Origin of the sequence: Streptomyces sp. NPDC096013 (assembly GCF_044763565.1) — a bacterium.
Lineage (GTDB): Bacteria > Actinomycetota > Actinomycetes > Streptomycetales > Streptomycetaceae > Streptomyces.
Genome location: NZ_JBIWGK010000002.1, coordinates 780,418 through 797,565 on the forward strand (window position 1 = coordinate 780,418; position 17,148 = coordinate 797,565).

A 17,148-nucleotide genomic window follows, 5' to 3' on the forward strand; every position below is an offset into this window, starting at 1 on the left:
AGAGAGCCGACCTATGAAGACCAGCATCCGCAGAAACAGGCGTGCCGCACTGGCCGTCGCCCTGGGCTCCGTGCTCGCGCTGACCGCCACCGCCTGCGGCGACGACGGCAGCGGGGCCGCGGGGGACAAGGGCGGCGAGGGGTCGGGCAAGGGCACGATCACCTTCTGGGACAACAACGGCGGTGTCCGCACCGACATCTGGAAGCAGATCATCGCGGACTTCGAGAAGAAGAACCCCGATATCAAGGTCAAGTACGTCGGGATACCCGCCGCGAGCGCCCAGTCCAAGTACGACACCGCGATCCAGGGTGGTGGGCTGCCCGACGTCGGCGGGGTGGGGACGGCGGTGCTGGCCGAGGTGGCGGTGCAGGGGGCGCTGGAGCCGTTGGACAGCCGACTCAAGTCCAGTTCCCTGAACGGCAAGTTGAGCCAGAACCTGCTCGACGTCAGCAAGAGCGCGGGGGGCGGGGACACGCTGTACCAGATTCCCACCTCCGCCAACAACGGCACGCTCTGGTACCGCACCGATCTGTTCAAGGCGGCCGGGCTGGACGCGCCCACCACCTGGTCGAAGTTCTACGCCGCCGCCGACAAACTCACCGACAAGGCGAAGAACGAGTTCGGGTTCACCATCCGGGGCGGCGAGGGGTCCATCGCGCCGGCATTGGACGCGGTGTACGGACAGACCGGGATCACGTCCTTCTGGAACGGTGACAAGACGACCGTCAACGACCCGAAGAACGTCGCCGCGTTGGCGAAGTACGTCGGGCTGTTCAAGAAGGACACTCCGTCCGCCGACCTCAACAACGACTTCACGAAGATGGTCGCGCAGTGGGACAGCGGCACCATCGGAATGCTGAGTCACAACCTCGGGTCGTACCAGGACCATCTGAAGGCGCTGGGCGCGGACAAGTTCAAGGGAATTCCCAATCCGACGCTGGACGACGGTACGCGGGTGCAGATCTCCAATCCCGTCGACGGGCTGAGTCTGTTCAAGTCCAGCAAGAACAAGGAAGCGGCCTGGAAGTTCATCGAGTTCGCGGTGTCCCCGGCGGAGAACTCCAAGTACAACGAGTCGGCGGGGCAGGTGCCGGCCAACACGGACGCGGCCGACGCGGCGTGGATCCAGAAGGCCGAGCCCACGCAGTTGGCGGCGAAGGCGTTGAACGGGGCCAACACGAAGATCGTGCAGCTGCCGTACTACCTGCCGGACTGGAACACGATCTCCAAGGCGGACAACGAGCCGAATTTCCAGAAGCTGTTGCTGGGAAAAATGACGGCGAAGGAGTTCCTGGACACGTTGGCTGATCAGTTGAACAAGGCTCAGGCGGACTGGAAGAAGAACCACTGAACGGGTGGGTCTCGGTTGTGGGGGACTGCCGGTCCGTTGTGGCTGGTCGCGCAGTTCCCCGCGCCCCTCAAGACAAAAGACAGAAGACACAAGCCGAGAGGTGAGCCGAACGTGTCCCTCAGCCGTAGGCAAGTCGCCTTGGGTGCTCTCGCCGCCGTTCCTTTACGCGGTGGCGGTGTTCGACGGGAGCGCACTCTTTACATCGCCGGTGATTCCACCGCCGCCCAGAAGTACTCCACCGAAGCGCCGGAGACCGGGTGGGGAATGGCGCTTCCCTTCTTTCTGCGCAAGGCGGTGAAGGTCTCCAACCAGGCCGTGAACGGGCGGAGTTCGAAGAGCTTCGTCGATGAAGGACGGCTGGACGCGATTCTCTCCGCCGTCCGGCCCGGTGACGTCCTCCTCGCGCAGTTCGCGCACAACGACGAGAAGACCGCCGATCCCACTCGCTACACCGAGCCGTGGACGACGTACCAGGACTATCTGCGGCTGTACATCGAAGGGGCCCGGGCTCATGGCGCCCGGCCCGTGCTCGCCACCCCGGTCGAGCGGCGCAGGTTCGACGCCGACGGCAACGCGCTGCCGACGCACGGGGACTACCCGGCGGCGATGCGGGCGCTCGCGCAGGAGGAACGCGTCGCGCTGCTGGACATCGAGGCGTTGTCGCTCGCGCTGTGGCAGCGGCTCGGGGTGGAGGAGACCAAGGTCTACTTCAACTGGACCGATACCGAGCAGGACAACACGCACTTCAATCCGCCCGGTGCGATCGCCGTGGCGCGGCTCGTGGCGCGGGAGTTGCTGCGCACACGGGTGCTCGCGTCCCGTGAGGTCGTCCGGCTGCACGAGGACATTCCGACGTCCTGGATCACCTGGCCCGAGGCGACGGACGCCCCGGTCCTCTGAACAAGGAGACCCGCACAGTGCGTACACAGAAATGTCATGGACGCGTCATAGCAACGCTGGTGGGCTGCACCGCACTGGCCCTCGCCGTCACCACGACCACCGCCCAGGCCCATCCGCGCCCGCTCGACCGGCAGATCCTCGGCGCCGCTGACGGCTGGGCCTCCTACGGCACCGGCACCAGCGGCGGCGCGGCGGCCACCCGCGACCACGTCTACACCGTCTCCACCTGGGCGGAATTCAAGGCCGCGCTGGCCGCAGGCGGCACCGCGCCGAAGATCATCAGAGTCAAGGGCGTGATCGACGCCAACGCCGAGGGCTGCGACTCCTTCGCCGCGCCCGGCTACGACTTCGCCCAGTACCTCACCACCTACGACCCCGCCGTCTGGGGCTACGACCAGAACCTCGACAACGAGCCCGCCGACAGCCCCGAGGGACTGCGCCGCGTCTCCGCCGCCGACCAGTACGCCGCCATCGAGGCGTACATCCCCGCCAACACCACCATCGTCGGCATCGGCAAGCACGCCGGCTTCAAGGGCGCCAGCCTCCAGATCAAGGCCGTCGACAACGTCATCGTCCGCAACCTCTCCTTCGAGAGCCCCCTCGACTGCTTCCCGCAGTGGGACCCGACCGACGGCGCCACGGGCAACTGGAACTCCGAGTACGACAGCGCCGTCATCTACGGCTCCACGCATGTGTGGCTGGACCACAACACGTTCACCGACGGTGCCCACCCGGACAGTTCGCTGCCCACCTACTTCGGGCGGATCTTCGAGCAGCACGACGGCGAACTCGACATCGTGAAGGGCGCCGACTACGTCACCGCCTCCTGGAACGTCTTCGCCGACCACGACAAGACGATTCTCATCGGCAACAGCGACAGCGCCTCCACAGCCGCCGTCGACCGCGGCCATCTGAAGGTGACGCTCCATCACAACCTGTTCTCCAACCTCGTCGAGCGCGCACCCCGCGTCCGCTTCGGCCAAGTCGACTCCTACAACAACCACTTCGTCGCCGAGCCGGGCTACGGCTACAGCTACGGCATCGGGCTGGGGTCCCAACTCGTCGCGGAACACAACGCGTTCACGGTCCCGTCCGGCATCGACGAGGCCACCATCCTCAAGAAGTGGTCCGAGGCGCCGCTCACCGCCGACGACAACTACGTCAACGGCACGCTCACCGACCTGATAGCCGTCCACAACGCGGGCGTGCCGACCGAGATCCTCCAGTCGGGCGCGGGCTGGACGCCCACCCTGCGCACGAAGATCGACCCCGCGAAGGCCGTGCCGTTCCTCGTCGACCGGGGCGCGGGCGCGGGCCGCCTGCGCTGACACCACCACGCCGGATGCCGGGCCGGTCCCGTCCGATCGGCCCGGCGCCGCGCCCACTTCACGAGCCGCACCGCGAAGGAGCACCCGCATGCCCTCGCACCACCCCCTCCACCGTCCCCTGTCCAGACGGGGGTTCCTCATGGCCGGCGCCGGCGCGGGCATCGCGCTCGGCCTCACCACCGCCCCCGCCCGCGCCGTCGGGAGACCCCGCCCGTTCGGCCGCTACGGCTCACCCGCCGCGCGCCTCACCCCGCTCACCCTGTACGTCGACCCGCGCGGCCGGGGCGACTTCACCACCGTCCAGTCCGCCGTGAACGCCGCCACCACCGCCGGACACACCCTGGTCCTCGCGCCCGGCGTCTACCGCGAGACGGTCCTCACCGGGGTCACCGACCCGGCGACCGGCCGGCTCACCGACGCCGCCACGGAGATGACCTGGATCGGCGCGAGCGAGGACCCGCGCGATGTCGTCATCGTCTACGACAACGCCAACGGCACCCAGAAACCCGACGGTTCGGGCACCTACGGCACCTCCGGCTCGGCGACCACGACCCTTCGCACCGACGGTTTCACCGCCCGCTGGATCACCTTCGCCAACGACTGGCTGCGCGCCGACCACCCCGGCATCACCGGCACCCAGGCGGTCGCGGTCAAGGTGCAGGGCGACTGCTCGGCGTTCTTCGACTGCCGATTCCTCGGCCACCAGGACACCCTGTACGCCGACTCGTCGGCGCTCGGCGTCTTCGCCCGCCAGTACTACGCGCGCTGCTACGTCGAGGGAGACGTCGACTTCGTCTTCGGGCGCGCGACCGCCGTCTACGACCACTGCCACTTCCGCACCCTGAACCGCACCGACCTGGCGACCGCGCCGTACGGCTTCGTCTTCGCGCCCTCCACGGCGGTCGCGAACCCGCGCGGCTATCTGGTGACGCACGGCCGCGTCAGCAGCCAAGCACCGGACGGCTACTACAAGCTGGCCCGCCCCTGGGTGCCCGGCTCCGACACCACCGCCCGCCCGATGCTCACCGTGCGGAACACGGTGCTGGGCGCGGGGATCGACGCGGTGGCGCCGTACACCAACATGTCGGACAGCCATCCCTGGCAGAGCCAGCGGTTCGCGGAGTACCGCAACACGGGACCCGGTGCCGTGATCGGCGTGCCGGAGAACCGGCCTCAACTCACCTCCGCACAGGCCGAGTCGGCGACCCGTGAGGCGTATCTCGGTGACTGGCTCCCGGGGCGGAGGCGCTGAGATGGCCGTGCCCAGACGCACCCTCCTGACGGGGGTCGCCGGCGGACTGGTGGCCGCCGGTGCCGGGCCCGCCGTAGGCCTCGGCCGTCGTCGGGTGCTGCACGTCCGGCCCGGTGACTCGGTGCAGGCCGCCGTCGACGCGGTGGCCGGCAGCGGCCGGACGATCGTCGTGCATCCGGGGACGTATCGCGAGGTCGTCAACGTGCCGGTGGAAGCGGGTGAGTTGACGTTGCGCGGCGCCACCGGTGACCCGCGTGACGTCGTCATCGTCCACGACAACGCCAACGGGACGCCGAAGCCGGACGGTTCGGGGACGTACGGTACGGCGGGCTCCGCGACCTTCACCTCGGCGGCACCCGGGCTGACCGTACGCGACCTCACCCTCGCCAACGACTGGCTGCGCGCGGACCATCCGGAGATCACCGGGACACAGGCGGTGGCCGCGTATGTGACGGGCGACCGTTCGCGGTTCTCGCGGGTCCGTCTCCTCGCGCACCAGGACACGCTGTTCGTGGACACGTCGGCGCTGGAGGCATTCGACCGGCAGTACTTCTCGCACTGCTACATCGAGGGGGACGTCGACTTCGTCTTCGGGCGGGCGACAGCGGTCTTCGCCGACTGCCACTTCCACACCCTCCGACGGGACGTGGCGTTCACCCCCAAGGGCATGGTCTTCGCCCCGTCCACCGCCCGTGCCAACCCGCACGGCATCCTCGCGGTCCGCTCCCGGATCACCTCCGGCGCGGAGGACGCCGCGTACAAGCTGGCCCGGCCGTGGGTCCCGTCGTACGAGACGACGGCCTGGCCGTCCCTCGTCGTGCGGGACTCCTGGATCGGGCCCGGCATCGACCCGGTCGCGCCCTACACGAACATGCGCGACGCCTATCCCTGGCAGTCGATGCGCTTCGCCGAGTACCGCAACACAGGGCCCGGCTCCGTGATCACCGTCCCGGAGAACCGGCCCCAGCTCACGCCCACCGAGGCCGACGCGCACACCCCTGCCGCCTACCTCGGCGACTGGCGACCCGTCCGCCCCTCCTGATCGACGAAAGGACCCGCACGTCATGCGTCGTATCAGCACCTTCACCGCGCTCGCCGTGACCACGGCCTCGCTCGGACTCGCCGTGATCGCCACCCCGGCACACGCGGCGACCGTCGTGGTCAGCAACTCCACCGATCTGACCAGCGCCATCAAGAACGCCACCGCCGGCACGGTCATCCAGGTCCGCGGCGGCACCTACTACCCGACGGCCACCCTCCAGTCGACGGCCAACGGCACCTCGTCCGCGCCGGTCACCCTCACCGCGTACGGCTCGGAGACGGTCAAGATCGACGGCTCGTCGCTGCCGTCGGGGTCCTGGATCTTCAAACTGACGGCGGACTACTGGAACGTCTCCAACATCACCTTCCAGAACTCCCCGGACAGCGCGGTCGTCTGCCAGTCCTGCACCGGCACCAACTGGAACAACGTCAAGACCATCAACGGCGGCGACTCCGGCTTCACGCTCACCGGCGACGGCACCGTCAACAACACGGTCAAGAACCTCGACTCGTACGGCAATTACGACGCCGCGACGCACGGCCAGAACGCGGACGGGGTCGCCATCAAGTTCGGCTCCGGCACCGGCAACCTCGTCACCGGCGCCCGCCTGTACAACAACTCGGACGACGGCATCGACCTCTGGTCGTTCTCGTCGCCGGTCACCATCGAGCACAGCTGGTCCTTCGGCAACGGGATCAACCGCTGGGGCGACTCCGCGTTCGAGGGCAACGGCAACGGCTACAAGCTGGGCGGCAACGGCGTCACCGTCGCCCACGTCGTCAACAACTCGGCCGCCTGGGGGAACGCGGGCAACGGCTTCACCGAGAACTCCAACACCGGCGCGATCGTCATCAACCGCACCACCGCCTACGTCAACGGCGGCGCGGGCTACTACTTCGCCACCAGCTCCGCCAAACTCGGCAAGAACCTCGCCGTGAGCAACAGCGGCGGCTCGGTCACCAAGGGCTCCGCCGTCACCTCCGCCGGCAACAACTGGGACTCCGGCGTCTCCACCCCCTCCTTCATCTCCACGGACGCGTCGACGACGTACAACGCCCGCTCGTCCAGCGGCACACTCCCGTCCACGACGTTCCTGACGACGGGCAGCACGACGATCGGCGCGACGATGAACTGACCCCTGTGCGGGCCCGGTCCGGGTGCCCACCGGGCCGGGCCCGCGTACGCGAGGCCCGCCAAGAGAAGGTCAAGTGGGGCCCATGGGCCGGTAATTGGCCGCCCTGTGGATTCCGTATCGATCGGATAACGCACCTCGCGCCCGGCGCGTGATGCGCGTAGACAGTCCCTGACCTGGTGCATCACCCATCGGAACCAGATCCGGAGATTCCATGCGGAAGTCCCTTAGAGCGGCCGCCCTCGGCGCCGCCTGTGTCGTCGCCGGTGCCGCCCTGTACGGCAGCGGCGTCGCCAGTGCCGGCCAGTCGACGGCCAACTCGACGCACGAGCCGTACAACATCGGCCTGTTGACGAAGGACATCGACACCTACTACGGCACCACGCTCGACAGCAACGGCGTGTACCAGGCCTCGGCGACGAGCCCGTACGCCAAGGACCTGGCGCGCATCGACGCCTCCGCGAAGAGGTACATCGACGCGGCCGTCCGCACGCACCACAAGGGCGTCAAGCCGGCCGTCGTCTTCGACATCGACGACACGCTGCTGCTCAGCCTCGACTACGAGAAGAAGAACAACTACGGCTACAGCTCGGCCAGTTGGGCCGCCTATGTCGCCCAGGCCAACCGCCCGGAGGTCTTCGGCACCCCCGCGCTGGTCGAGTACGCCGCGTCCAAGGGCGTCGCCGTGTTCTACAACTCGGGCCTGTCCGAGGCGCAGCGCACCTCCGCGGTCGACAACCTGAAGAAGGTCGGTGTCGACGTCAACCTCGACGCCGACCACATGTTCCTCAAGAACACGGCCAACCCGCCGTCGTACCTGAGCGGTTGCGCGACCGCCGGCTCCTGGACCTGCACCACCGTGCAGTACAAGTCCGGTACCCGGAAGCACATCGAGTCCCTGGGCTACGACATCATCGCCAACTTCGGCGACCAGTACTCGGACCTCGACGGGGGCTACGCCGACAGGACGTACAAGATCCCGAACCCGACCTACTTCGTCGGCTAGTCCTCGCGGGCGGTCCCGACGGCGCCGACCGACCCGAGGGTGGGCACCACCGGCAGGATCGTTCCGTCCGCCGCGAACCGCAGGCGGTCGATCGTGGTCTCCCGGTGCGTGCCGTCCCCACCGGGCCTTCCCGGCCCGTTCAGGGCGAACCGGTGATAGACGACGTACCAGTCGTCGCTCCCCGGCACGTTCACCACGGAGTGGTGGCCGGTGCCCAGGATGCCGTACTCGGGGTTCTTGGACAGGATCGTGCCCCGTTCGGTCCACGGACCGGACGGGGACGGGCCCGTCGCGTAGGCCACGTGGTAGTCCTCGCTGCGGGTGTCGTCCTCGGACCACATGAAGTAGTACGTCCCGTCGCGCTTCACCACGAAGGACCCCTCACGGAAGTCGCCCGCCGTGATCTCCTCCACCTTCGTCGCGTCGTACGACGTCATGTCGTCGTTCAACGGCACCACGTACGCATGCCCGTTGCCCCAGTAGAGATACGCCTGCCCGTCGTCGTCCGTGAAGACGGCCGGGTCGATCATCTGACCCGCCAACTGTCCCTTCCGCACGAGGGGTTCGCCCAGGGCATCCCTGAACGGGCCGGCGGGCGAGTCCGCCACCGCGACCCCGATCTGCTGCTCGGCGCAGAAGTAGAAGTAATACGACCCGCCGCGCTCCGCGACCGCCGGTGCCCACGCGTGCTCGTCCGCCCAGGACACGTCGGTCCCCAGATCGAGGATCACTCCATGGTCCCGCCAGTGGACCAAGTCCGGTGAGGAGTACGCCTTGAAGCGCGTCCCGCCCCAGTCCGCCCAGCCGTCGCTCGTCGGGTAGATCCAAAACTGGCCGTCGAGGACGTGCACGTCCGGGTCGGCGGTCAGGCCCGGCAGCACCGGACTTCGGGTCGGCACCGCTTCCACCGTCCAGGTACGGCTGGTGCCGTCCACCCCCGTGACCGTGTATCGCTGTGGAGTGCGGAAGTCGCGTCGGCTGCCGGACGGCGGGTCGAGGGTCGCGCCCGTGCCGACGGCGAGGATCGGAGCCAAGTGGCTTAGATCGGCGTCGGGTCGCATGGGCAGCACGACCTTGGACGAGACCTCGGTGACCACGGCGTACGCCTTCTGCCCCCGCACGGTCGCGTCCACGACCGACGCCGGCGTCACCGGGTACGCGGCCAGCAGCCGGTCGTACTCGGCCCGCGTCACCGGAAGTACCGTGCCGTGACGCGGACGTGAAGGCAGCCGGTAGTCGGTGGACGGTGTCCACTCGCCGGAGTCGAGATCGGTGGTCTCGAAGGGGACGTAGCCGCGCAGGCCGTACTCGTCGACGAACAGGTACCACTTCTCCTCGGTGTTGGACTTGAACACCGTGGGGCCTTCCCCGCGTTCGATCACTTCGCTGCCGATGCCCTCCGAGACGAGGTCGTACGACGGGGAGGTCAGCGAGGCGGACTTCTCGCCGGTGATGAACTTCGAGCCGGGGGAGTCGGGGGACGGGGCGCGCTCGTCCTTGGTGTAACGGTAGTAGATGCCCTTGTGCCGCACGAGAGTTGAGTCGATGACGGAGTGGCCGGGGTCGTTCCACACCTGGGGCGTGCTGAAGGTGCGGAAGTCCTTGGTCGTCGCGTACAGCATGCGGTGGTGCGTCGGGCCGGTGTGGCCGGGATCGTCGTCGGCGTACAGCGTGGACGCCCAGTAGAGGACGTACTCGCCGCGCGCGTCATCCCAATGGGCCTCCGGAGCCCAGGCGTTGCCCGCGTTGTCCGGGGCCACCCGCACCAGCCGCGGGTCGGTCCAGTGCACCAGGTCGGCCGACTCCCAGATCATCACGGACCTGCTGCCATGGCGCTGGACGTCGTCCCAACTGCCGCTGCTGTTGCGGTACATGCGGAGATCGGTGGCGATCAGGTAGAAGGTGTCGCCGCCGGGGGACCGGATCAGGAAGGGGTCGCGCAGCCCCCGCTCGCCGATCGCCGAGGTGAGGACGGGCCGCCCGGCGTTCAACTCCCGCCAGTGCAGCGGGTCGTTGCCCCGGCTGAGGGCGTAGCGGATCTGTTCGCCGTCGGGGGTGGCTTCGCCGGTGAAGTAGGCGAAGAGGTAGCCGGCGTAGGCGTGGGGGTGGGTCACGGGCGGTGCTCCTGGGAGGGGCGGGGGTGTCGGGCGAGGTGGGTTTTCGGAGTGTCACCAGTGGCGTGCGGGGCGTCAATCGACGCGGGTGGGGCGGGGTGGAGCGAAAGTTTCGGTGCAACCGCAACACGGCCTGCTCCAACACCGAGTCCGGCTTCTTCTTCGCCACAGGCAAGGCCCCCTGGCCCGGAATCTCGCGGTCGGCACCCCGGCCTTCACATCGACGGACGCCACCACGGCGCACGGACCGCGGCGCGCTGATCCGGGGCCCCGGGGCGGGACGGGCCCGTCGGCTTCCGGCCATGTCTGGTGACAGGTTCTGGTCAAGGACTGTCCAAATGCCGGACATTTCCTGTCGTCAGTGATCGGGTCGTCCCCGACGACCGTATCCGTGCCCGCTCGGGAGGACCTGGTGCCAGTACCGACCCGCAAGAGACGTTGGTTCACGATCTGCGCCATCACCGCATCGGCCGCACTCGTGGCGATACCCGCCGGGGCCGCGCCCGGCTCGGGGAGCAGCCCCTTCGGAGCCCGCGCGCTGGCTCAACTCGCCGCCGAACGAAGCCACTCGGTGGGTACCGTCAGCCCGAAAGCCAAGGCCGACGACGACGGCGGTGACGACGGCAACGAGGCCGACGAGATAGCCGAGGGTGCGGACCAGTACGCCGAGGCCCGCACCTCGCCCGGCATCGTCGCACCGGGCGCCTACGGCGCCGCCTGGACGAGCCTGACCAAACTGCCCGGTACCGGCGGCAGTTGGCACAACATCACCAACCTGCCGTACAACTCCGACGACCCGCGCTACCGCGACTACGACTCCAACTCCAGCGGTGGCTCGGGCAATGTGACCGGCCGGATGGCCGCGATGGCCGCCGACGACGACGGGTACGTCTACGCGGGCAGCGCGGGCGGCGGAGTGTGGCGCTCCCGGACCGGGGGCGGCCGTTGGCAGCCCATCAGCGACAAGCTGCCCTCGCAGTCCACCGGCGCCCTCGCCCTCGACGGCGCAGGGCGGCTGTGGCTGGGCACCGGCGAGGCGACGACCAACGCGGACGCCTATCTCGGCAGCGGCGTCTACGTCCTGTCGGACCCCCGGCACGGCACGTTCTCCTCCCGCGGCCGCGTCGGCGGCGACGAGCTGGAATCCACCACCATCCACGAACTGCGCTTCGGCGGCGGCAAGGTGTGGGCCGCGACCAGCAAGGGCGTGTGGAGCCACTCCGCGAAGCGGCTCAGCGGCGCCTGGAAGCTGGAGTTCGCGCCCAACCCGGCCTATCTGCCGGGCGGTTCACTCGCGAACGACGCCTCGGCCGCGTACAAGAACATCGCCAACGACATCGCGGTCGACCCGAAGAACCCCTCCAAGGTGGTCCTCGCGGTCGGCTGGCGCAGCGGTGACGACTACAACGGCTTCTACACCAAGGTGAACGGCGTCTGGACCCGGATCACGAGCGGCCTCGGTGACCTGCCCGCCGACCCGGACAACGTCGGCAACGTCACCTTCGCCCGCTCCGCCGACGGCTCGCGCTACTACGCGATCGACCAGTCCCCGGAGCAGCTCAACACCAACCCGGACAGCGCCCTGGAGGGCATCTACGTCTCCAAGTCCGGTTCTCCGACCGGCCCCTGGACGAAGATCGCCGACTACAAAGGCCTGGCCGCGGACGGTTCGGCGCTCACCTCCAGCGGTTACATGCCGGGCGTGCAGGCCTGGTACAACCAGTTCCTGACCGTCGACCCGGCCAACGCGGAGCACGTGTACGCGGGCCTGGAGGAGGTCTACGAGACGAAGGACGGCGGCTCCAGCTGGTCGACCGTCGGCCCGTACTGGAACTTCGGCTTCCCCTGCTGGAGCATCGACCCCACCAAGCAGACGGGCGACTGCAACCAGACCACCCACTCCGACCAGCACGGCGTCGCGATCGGCCGCTACCACGGCAAGAGCTTCGTCTACGTCGGCAACGACGGCGGCGCCTACAAGCGCCCCCTCAACGGCTCTCAGGACGCCTCCGGGCACGCCACCGACTGGACCTCGCTCAACGACGGCACCATCGACACCCTCCAGTACTACTCGGTGGGCGTCGGCAAGGACCTGACCTACGGCGGCGTCTCCGTCACCGGCGGCCTCCAGGACAACGGCCAGTCGATCCTCCGCAGCAACGACAAGGTCATGGGCTCCAACTTCGGCGGCGACGGCGGTGACACGCTCACCGACCCGGCCAACGGCTGCAACATCGCCGAGGAGTACGTGTACCTGGCCATCCAGGTGACGCAGAACTGCGCGGTGAACGACGGGAGTTGGGTCACCGACCCCAGCAAGATCACGTCGTACAACGTGGCTCCCGCCGACAACGCCACCGGTGAGGCCCGCTTCATCGCCCCGATCACGGCCGACATGAAGAACAGCTCGACCTGGATCGCGGGCGGCCGTCACGTCTGGGTGCAGACCCACGGCTACGCCATCCGCAGCGGCGACGAGTGGAAGAGCGTCTACGACCTCGGCGCGGGCCGTACCGCGACCGCCGTCGCGGCCTCGGGCGGCAAGGTGTACGCGGCCTGGTGCGGCCCCTGCAACAACCAGGGCTTCGCCCGCGGCATCTCCGTCGGCAACGCGGACGGCACCGGCTGGCACGACATCGCCCTTCCGGCCACCGGCGCGGACGGCACCGTACCCAACCGCTACCTCGCCGGCTTCGCCGTGGACCCGAAGAACGCCGACCACGTCTACCTCGCGGTCAACGGCTTCTCCCGGCACTGGACCGAAGGCCCCGGCGCGGGCGTCGGCCACGTCTTCGAGTCCACCGACGGCGGCACCACCTGGAAGGACATCTCGAAGAACCTCCCCGACGTGCCGACGAACTCCGCGGTCGTCACCTCCAACGGCGGCCTCGCCGTCGCCACCGACCTCGGCGTCGTCTACCGCGCGCCCGGCCGTACCGGCTGGGAGCGCGTCGGGAACCTCCCGGCCGTCGCCGTACTCCAGTTGAAGCTGAGCCCCGACGGGCGGACGCTGTACGCGGCCACCCACGGCCGCGGCATCTACACGATCGACGTGCGCGACTGCCGCTGACGCGGCGCTGATCGGAGGGGTGGTCCCGGGTCGCCGGGATCACCCCTGCGTCGTGTACGGCACCACATTCACGTGCAGCGTGAAGACGACCCGCGCCGCGCCCGCCACGTCCGGCGCCTTCGCCGAAGCGGTGACATCCGCCGTACCGCCCCGGGTCCCCGCACATCGCAGCGAGGCGTGGGCCGTACCGTCGGCGTCCAGCCGCCAGCCGGACGCCAGGGCGAGGGCCGGCGCGGAACTCCGCACGGCCGTCCACCGCTTGTCGTCCGAGCGAGGACGCAGGACGAGCGACACCACGGTACCCGGCCGTACACAGAGCCGCCGGACGACCGCCTCACCAGGGCCGACGGAGACCTCCGCGTGCCCGGCCGCACAGCTCCCCTGCGCGGTGGGGGAACCGGTGGCCGACGCCGATGGGCTCCCCCCGGCGGTCGGTACTCCCGGCGTGTGCGTCGACGCACCGGCCGACGGCCCCGCCGGACCGGTGCTCCCCGGCGTGCCTCCCGCCGCTCCACCGCCCTGCGACGCATCACACCCCGCCAGGACGACCACGACGGCGGCCGTCCATCCCCCGACCCCGGTCCACCATCGCATCCCAGTACCTCCCGGCCCACACGCAGGACCACCAGCATGCCCCGACGACGCCGATACGCAACGCCCCCGCCGGTCGTCACCGGCGGGGGCGCTGCTCTGCTGACCGAGGGGGGCTCGGGTCAGCAGGTCTGTGCGGCCGAACGAGGTGCCCGGTACCGCGTCGCGTCCGAACCCCACGCACTGAAAAGGACGTCGAAAACGAACATGTGGTTGTTTCCGCTACGACTTCTTCGCCGCGAAGTCGCCCTTCACCGCGAGCTGTCGGCCCGCCGTCGTGCCCGCCGCCGAGTAGCTGTCGTCCTTGGCGTCCCGGCCGCCGCGATCATGGTTGTACTGCCCGGCGAAGACCCACTCCCCGACCGCGACCGTACGGCCCGCCTTGAGCACCCATGTGTAGACCAGGAAGCCGTCCCGCTCCGCCACCGTCTGTGTGAAGTCCCGCTCGGGCAGCGAGCGCCAGGCACCCGTCGAGGCGACCCCGCCGGTCTGCTTCACCTTCAACTGGACGGTGAGCGCGGTGAGTTGCTTCGTCGTCTTCAGGGTGACGTCGCTCTGCGCCCAGAAGTCGTTGCTGCCCGGGTCGATCGAACCGTCCGACCGGAGCGGGCCGTCCTGGGTGCCGGAGGCGGCCGGCAGCACGGGGGGTGCGGCGGGCGACGTGGTCCCGGACGTCGTCGGGGTGGCGGTCGCGCTCGGGGCGCTGTGCCCGGTGCCGGAGCCCGAACTCGGCTGCGGGGCAGGGGATTCGACCGGCCTACGGCTCGTCGCGTCCGGTGACGGTGTGGGGGTCGGGGTCGGTGGGACGGACACCGTCTGCTCGGCGGGGGAGTCGCTCTTCACCGCGGACGCCACCGCGTAGCCGCCGATCGCGAGGACGCTCGCCACCGCGGCCGTCGCGCCGATCACCCGCATCCAGCCGAACACGGGCGGCCGGGTGGCCCGGTGGTCGGGGCGGGAATGCGCGGCCATCCCGCGTTCGAGCCGGGCGAGGATGCGGGAGCGGTCGGGCTCGTGTCCCTCGGCCGCCTCGTGCAGCCGGGCGATCAACTCGTCGTCGTGCACGTCCTGGTGCCTCATCGGGTCCTCCCTCCGCTCTCGCCGCCGCGTGCCAGCGCCGCGTGCATCCGCAGCGGAGGGCTCTGCGGGCCGAGCAGACGCTGCAACTCGGCCATGCCCTTCGACGTCTGGCTCTTCACCGTACCGACGGATACACCGAGGGCGAGCGCGGTGTCCTTCTCCGACAGATCGAACGCGTGCCGCAGCACCACACAGGCCCGCTTACGGAACGGCAGCCTGCGCAGGGCCTCCTGGACGTCGACCACGCCCGCCACGTCCGGGTTCTCGGTCTTCTCCTCGCGCTGCGACCAGAACAGGGCGACCCGGCGCCGCTCGCGCACCGCGCCGCGGATCCGGGTGCGGGCCAGGTTGGCGACGACGCCGCGGGCGTAGGCCGCCGGATGGTCGGCGGCGCGCACCCGGTCCCAGCGGTGCCAGAGCGCGAGCAGCGCGTCGGCCGCGAGATCGTCGGCGGCGTCCGCGTCACCCGTCAACAGGTGGGCCAGGCGCGACAGTTCGGCGTAGTGGCGCTCGAAGAAGGCGTGGAACTCCTCGGAGGCGGCGTCGTCGACGACTGTGCCCACGGCGGACCTCTCCTCGCTGCGGTGTTGTGTGTGTCATGTAGATGACACGTGTGGGTTCGGGGGTGACCCCCGCGAGATCCGGAAGCGTAGCAGTGGTCAACTGGCCGTTCTGGTACGGACCTTCGAACAGTGTCTGGCGGGCCGACCGCGGACGGGCCGGGCCGACCTCGATTCCGTAACACGGGGAAAACCTGAAACAGGTTCAACGCGGGAACAATCCAGCCAGCATCCGCGCACCGATCAGTGAAGCCACGAGGAGTACCCGCATGTCCGAGTCACAGAAGGTGGCCGACCGGCCACGTGCCGAACCACCGGCGTCGAACGGGGTCGACCGGTTCTTCCGGATCTCCGAACGGGGGTCCACCTTCGGCCGTGAGATACGCGGCGGCTTCGCCACGTTCTTCACGATGGCCTACATCCTTGTCCTGAACCCGATCATTCTGGGCAGCGCCAAGGACAAGTTCGGGCACTCGCTCGACACCGGCCAACTGGTCACCGCCACCGCCCTGGTGGCCTGTGTGATGACGGTCATCATGGGCGTCGGCGGCAACCTGCCGCTCGCCATCGCGGCCGGCCTCGGCCTCAACGCCGTCGTCGCCTTCCAGCTGGCACCGCTGATGAGCTGGCCCGACGCGATGGGCCTCGTCGTCATCGAAGGCGTCCTGATCTGTGTGCTCGTCCTCACCGGGCTGCGCGAGGCGATCATGAACGCGATCCCGCAGCAGCTCAAGCAGGCGATCGGCGTCGGCATCGGGCTGTTCATCGCGTTCATCGGCTTCGTCGACGCGGGCTTCGTCAGCCGTATACCGGACGCCGCCGACACCACGGTCCCCGTGCAGCTCGGCGCCGTCGGTCATCTCACCGGCTGGCCCGTCCTCGTCTTCTGTCTCGGTGTCCTGCTGACCATCGCGCTCGTCGCGCGCAAGGTGAAGGGCGCGATCCTCATCAGCATCGTCACGATGACCGTCCTCGCGATCATCATCAACTCCGCCGCCGACATCAAGAGTTGGGGCTTGATGACCCCCAAGGTGCCGGACAAGATCGTGGCCGCACCCGACTTCGGGCTCATCGGTCACTTCAGTCTGTTCGGCGCGTTCGGTGAGACCAGTGCGATCACCGTCGTCCTGTTGATCTTCACCCTGATCCTGTCGGACTTCTTCGACGCGATGGGCACGATCGTCGGTATCAGCGCGGAGGCCGGGCTCCTGGACGAGGAGGGGCAGGTGCCGAACATCGGGCGTGTGCTGTTCATCGACGGCGCCGCCGCGGTCGCCGGCGGGATCGGGTCCGCTTCCTCCAACACCGCCTACATCGAGTCGGCTTCGGGTGTCGGTGAGGGGTCCAGGACCGGGTTCTCCAATCTGATCACCGGCGGGTTGTTCGGGCTGGCGCTGTTCCTCACGCCGTTGCTGACGATCGTGCCGCTTCAGGCCGCCGCGCCCGCGTTGATCGCCGTCGGGTTCCTGATGATGACTCACGTCAAGCACATCGACTGGGACAGGTACGAGATCGCGATCCCGGCGTTCCTCACCATCGCCGCGATGCCGTTCACGTACTCCATCACCGACGGGATCGGTGCCGGGTTCATCTCCTACGTCGTGATCAAGGCGGTGCTCGGCAAGGCGAAGGAGGTCAACTGGTTGCTGTGGGGGGTGTCGGCGCTGTTCCTGGTGTACTTCGCGATCGACCCCGTTGAGCAGATTCTCGGTGTGAAGTAGG

The 17,148-nt window shown here is 69.0% G+C and carries 13 protein-coding genes; 9 read left to right on the top strand and 4 right to left on the bottom strand.

Going from position 1 to position 17,148, the window contains the following annotated elements; all coding sequences use genetic code 11:
* Positions 1 to 13 precede the first annotated feature (13 nt).
* The 7 genes from ACIRB1_RS11015 to ACIRB1_RS11045 all read left to right on the top strand — a co-directional run bounded on the left by ACIRB1_RS11015 (position 14) and on the right by ACIRB1_RS11045 (position 8,011).
* On the top strand, positions 14 to 1,351 hold the full coding sequence (locus ACIRB1_RS11015) for an ABC transporter substrate-binding protein (RefSeq protein WP_403465302.1): 1,338 nt from the start codon (positions 14 to 16) through the stop codon (positions 1,349 to 1,351).
* Between the two features lie 111 nt (positions 1,352 to 1,462).
* Positions 1,463 to 2,251 (top strand): rhamnogalacturonan acetylesterase, encoded by a 789-nt coding sequence (locus tag ACIRB1_RS11020; protein ID WP_403465303.1) that lies wholly within the window; start codon positions 1,463 to 1,465, stop codon positions 2,249 to 2,251.
* 17 nt (positions 2,252 to 2,268) lie between these two features.
* Positions 2,269 to 3,579 (top strand): polysaccharide lyase family 1 protein, encoded by a 1,311-nt coding sequence (locus tag ACIRB1_RS11025; protein ID WP_403465304.1) that lies wholly within the window; start codon positions 2,269 to 2,271, stop codon positions 3,577 to 3,579.
* A gap of 88 nt (positions 3,580 to 3,667) precedes the next feature.
* On the top strand, positions 3,668 to 4,831 hold the full coding sequence (locus ACIRB1_RS11030; protein ID WP_403465305.1) for a pectinesterase family protein: 1,164 nt from the start codon (positions 3,668 to 3,670) through the stop codon (positions 4,829 to 4,831).
* 1 nt (position 4,832) lies between these two features.
* Positions 4,833 to 5,873, top strand: coding sequence for a pectinesterase family protein (locus tag ACIRB1_RS11035; protein ID WP_403465306.1), 1,041 nt, complete (start codon positions 4,833 to 4,835; stop codon positions 5,871 to 5,873).
* Between the two features lie 22 nt (positions 5,874 to 5,895).
* Positions 5,896 to 7,008: a right-handed parallel beta-helix repeat-containing protein gene (locus ACIRB1_RS11040; protein ID WP_352184585.1), complete on the top strand. Its 1,113-nt coding sequence runs from the start codon at positions 5,896 to 5,898 to the stop codon at positions 7,006 to 7,008.
* A 211-nt stretch (positions 7,009 to 7,219) separates the two neighbouring features.
* Entirely contained in the window at positions 7,220 to 8,011 is a 792-nt protein-coding gene (locus ACIRB1_RS11045) for an HAD family acid phosphatase (RefSeq protein ID WP_403465307.1), read from the top strand.
* Here ACIRB1_RS11045 and ACIRB1_RS11050 read toward each other — a convergent pair.
* Complete coding sequence (locus ACIRB1_RS11050; RefSeq protein ID WP_403465308.1) at positions 8,008 to 10,125, bottom strand: family 43 glycosylhydrolase; 2,118 nt, start codon at positions 10,123 to 10,125, stop codon at positions 8,008 to 8,010. The genes ACIRB1_RS11045 and ACIRB1_RS11050 overlap by 4 nt on opposite strands.
* Positions 10,126 to 10,537: 412 nt before the next feature.
* Between ACIRB1_RS11050 and ACIRB1_RS11055 the strand changes: the two genes are divergently transcribed.
* Positions 10,538 to 13,195, top strand: a complete 2,658-nt coding sequence (locus ACIRB1_RS11055) for a glycosyl hydrolase (RefSeq protein WP_403465309.1) — start codon at positions 10,538 to 10,540, stop codon at positions 13,193 to 13,195.
* Between the two features lie 39 nt (positions 13,196 to 13,234).
* Here ACIRB1_RS11055 and ACIRB1_RS11060 read toward each other — a convergent pair whose 3' ends face one another.
* From ACIRB1_RS11060 to ACIRB1_RS11070, 3 genes are all read right to left on the bottom strand, one after another.
* The gene (locus ACIRB1_RS11060) at positions 13,235 to 13,492 is read right to left on the bottom strand and encodes an acetyl-CoA synthetase (protein ID WP_352184580.1); all 258 of its coding nucleotides are present in this window, start codon (positions 13,490 to 13,492) and stop codon (positions 13,235 to 13,237) included.
* Positions 13,493 to 14,008: 516 nt separating this feature from the next.
* Positions 14,009 to 14,866 carry a hypothetical protein gene (locus ACIRB1_RS11065; protein ID WP_403465310.1) on the bottom strand — a complete coding sequence of 286 codons (858 nt, stop codon included), beginning with the start codon at positions 14,864 to 14,866 and terminating at the stop codon, positions 14,009 to 14,011.
* The gene (locus ACIRB1_RS11070) at positions 14,863 to 15,429 is read right to left on the bottom strand and encodes a SigE family RNA polymerase sigma factor (RefSeq protein ID WP_403465311.1); all 567 of its coding nucleotides are present in this window, start codon (positions 15,427 to 15,429) and stop codon (positions 14,863 to 14,865) included. The genes ACIRB1_RS11065 and ACIRB1_RS11070 overlap by 4 nt, the downstream gene beginning before the upstream one ends.
* Positions 15,430 to 15,695: 266 nt before the next feature.
* Between ACIRB1_RS11070 and ACIRB1_RS11075 the strand changes: the two genes are divergently transcribed.
* Complete coding sequence (locus tag ACIRB1_RS11075; protein WP_352184577.1) at positions 15,696 to 17,147, top strand: NCS2 family permease; 1,452 nt, start codon at positions 15,696 to 15,698, stop codon at positions 17,145 to 17,147.
* Position 17,148: the final 1 nt, after the last annotated feature.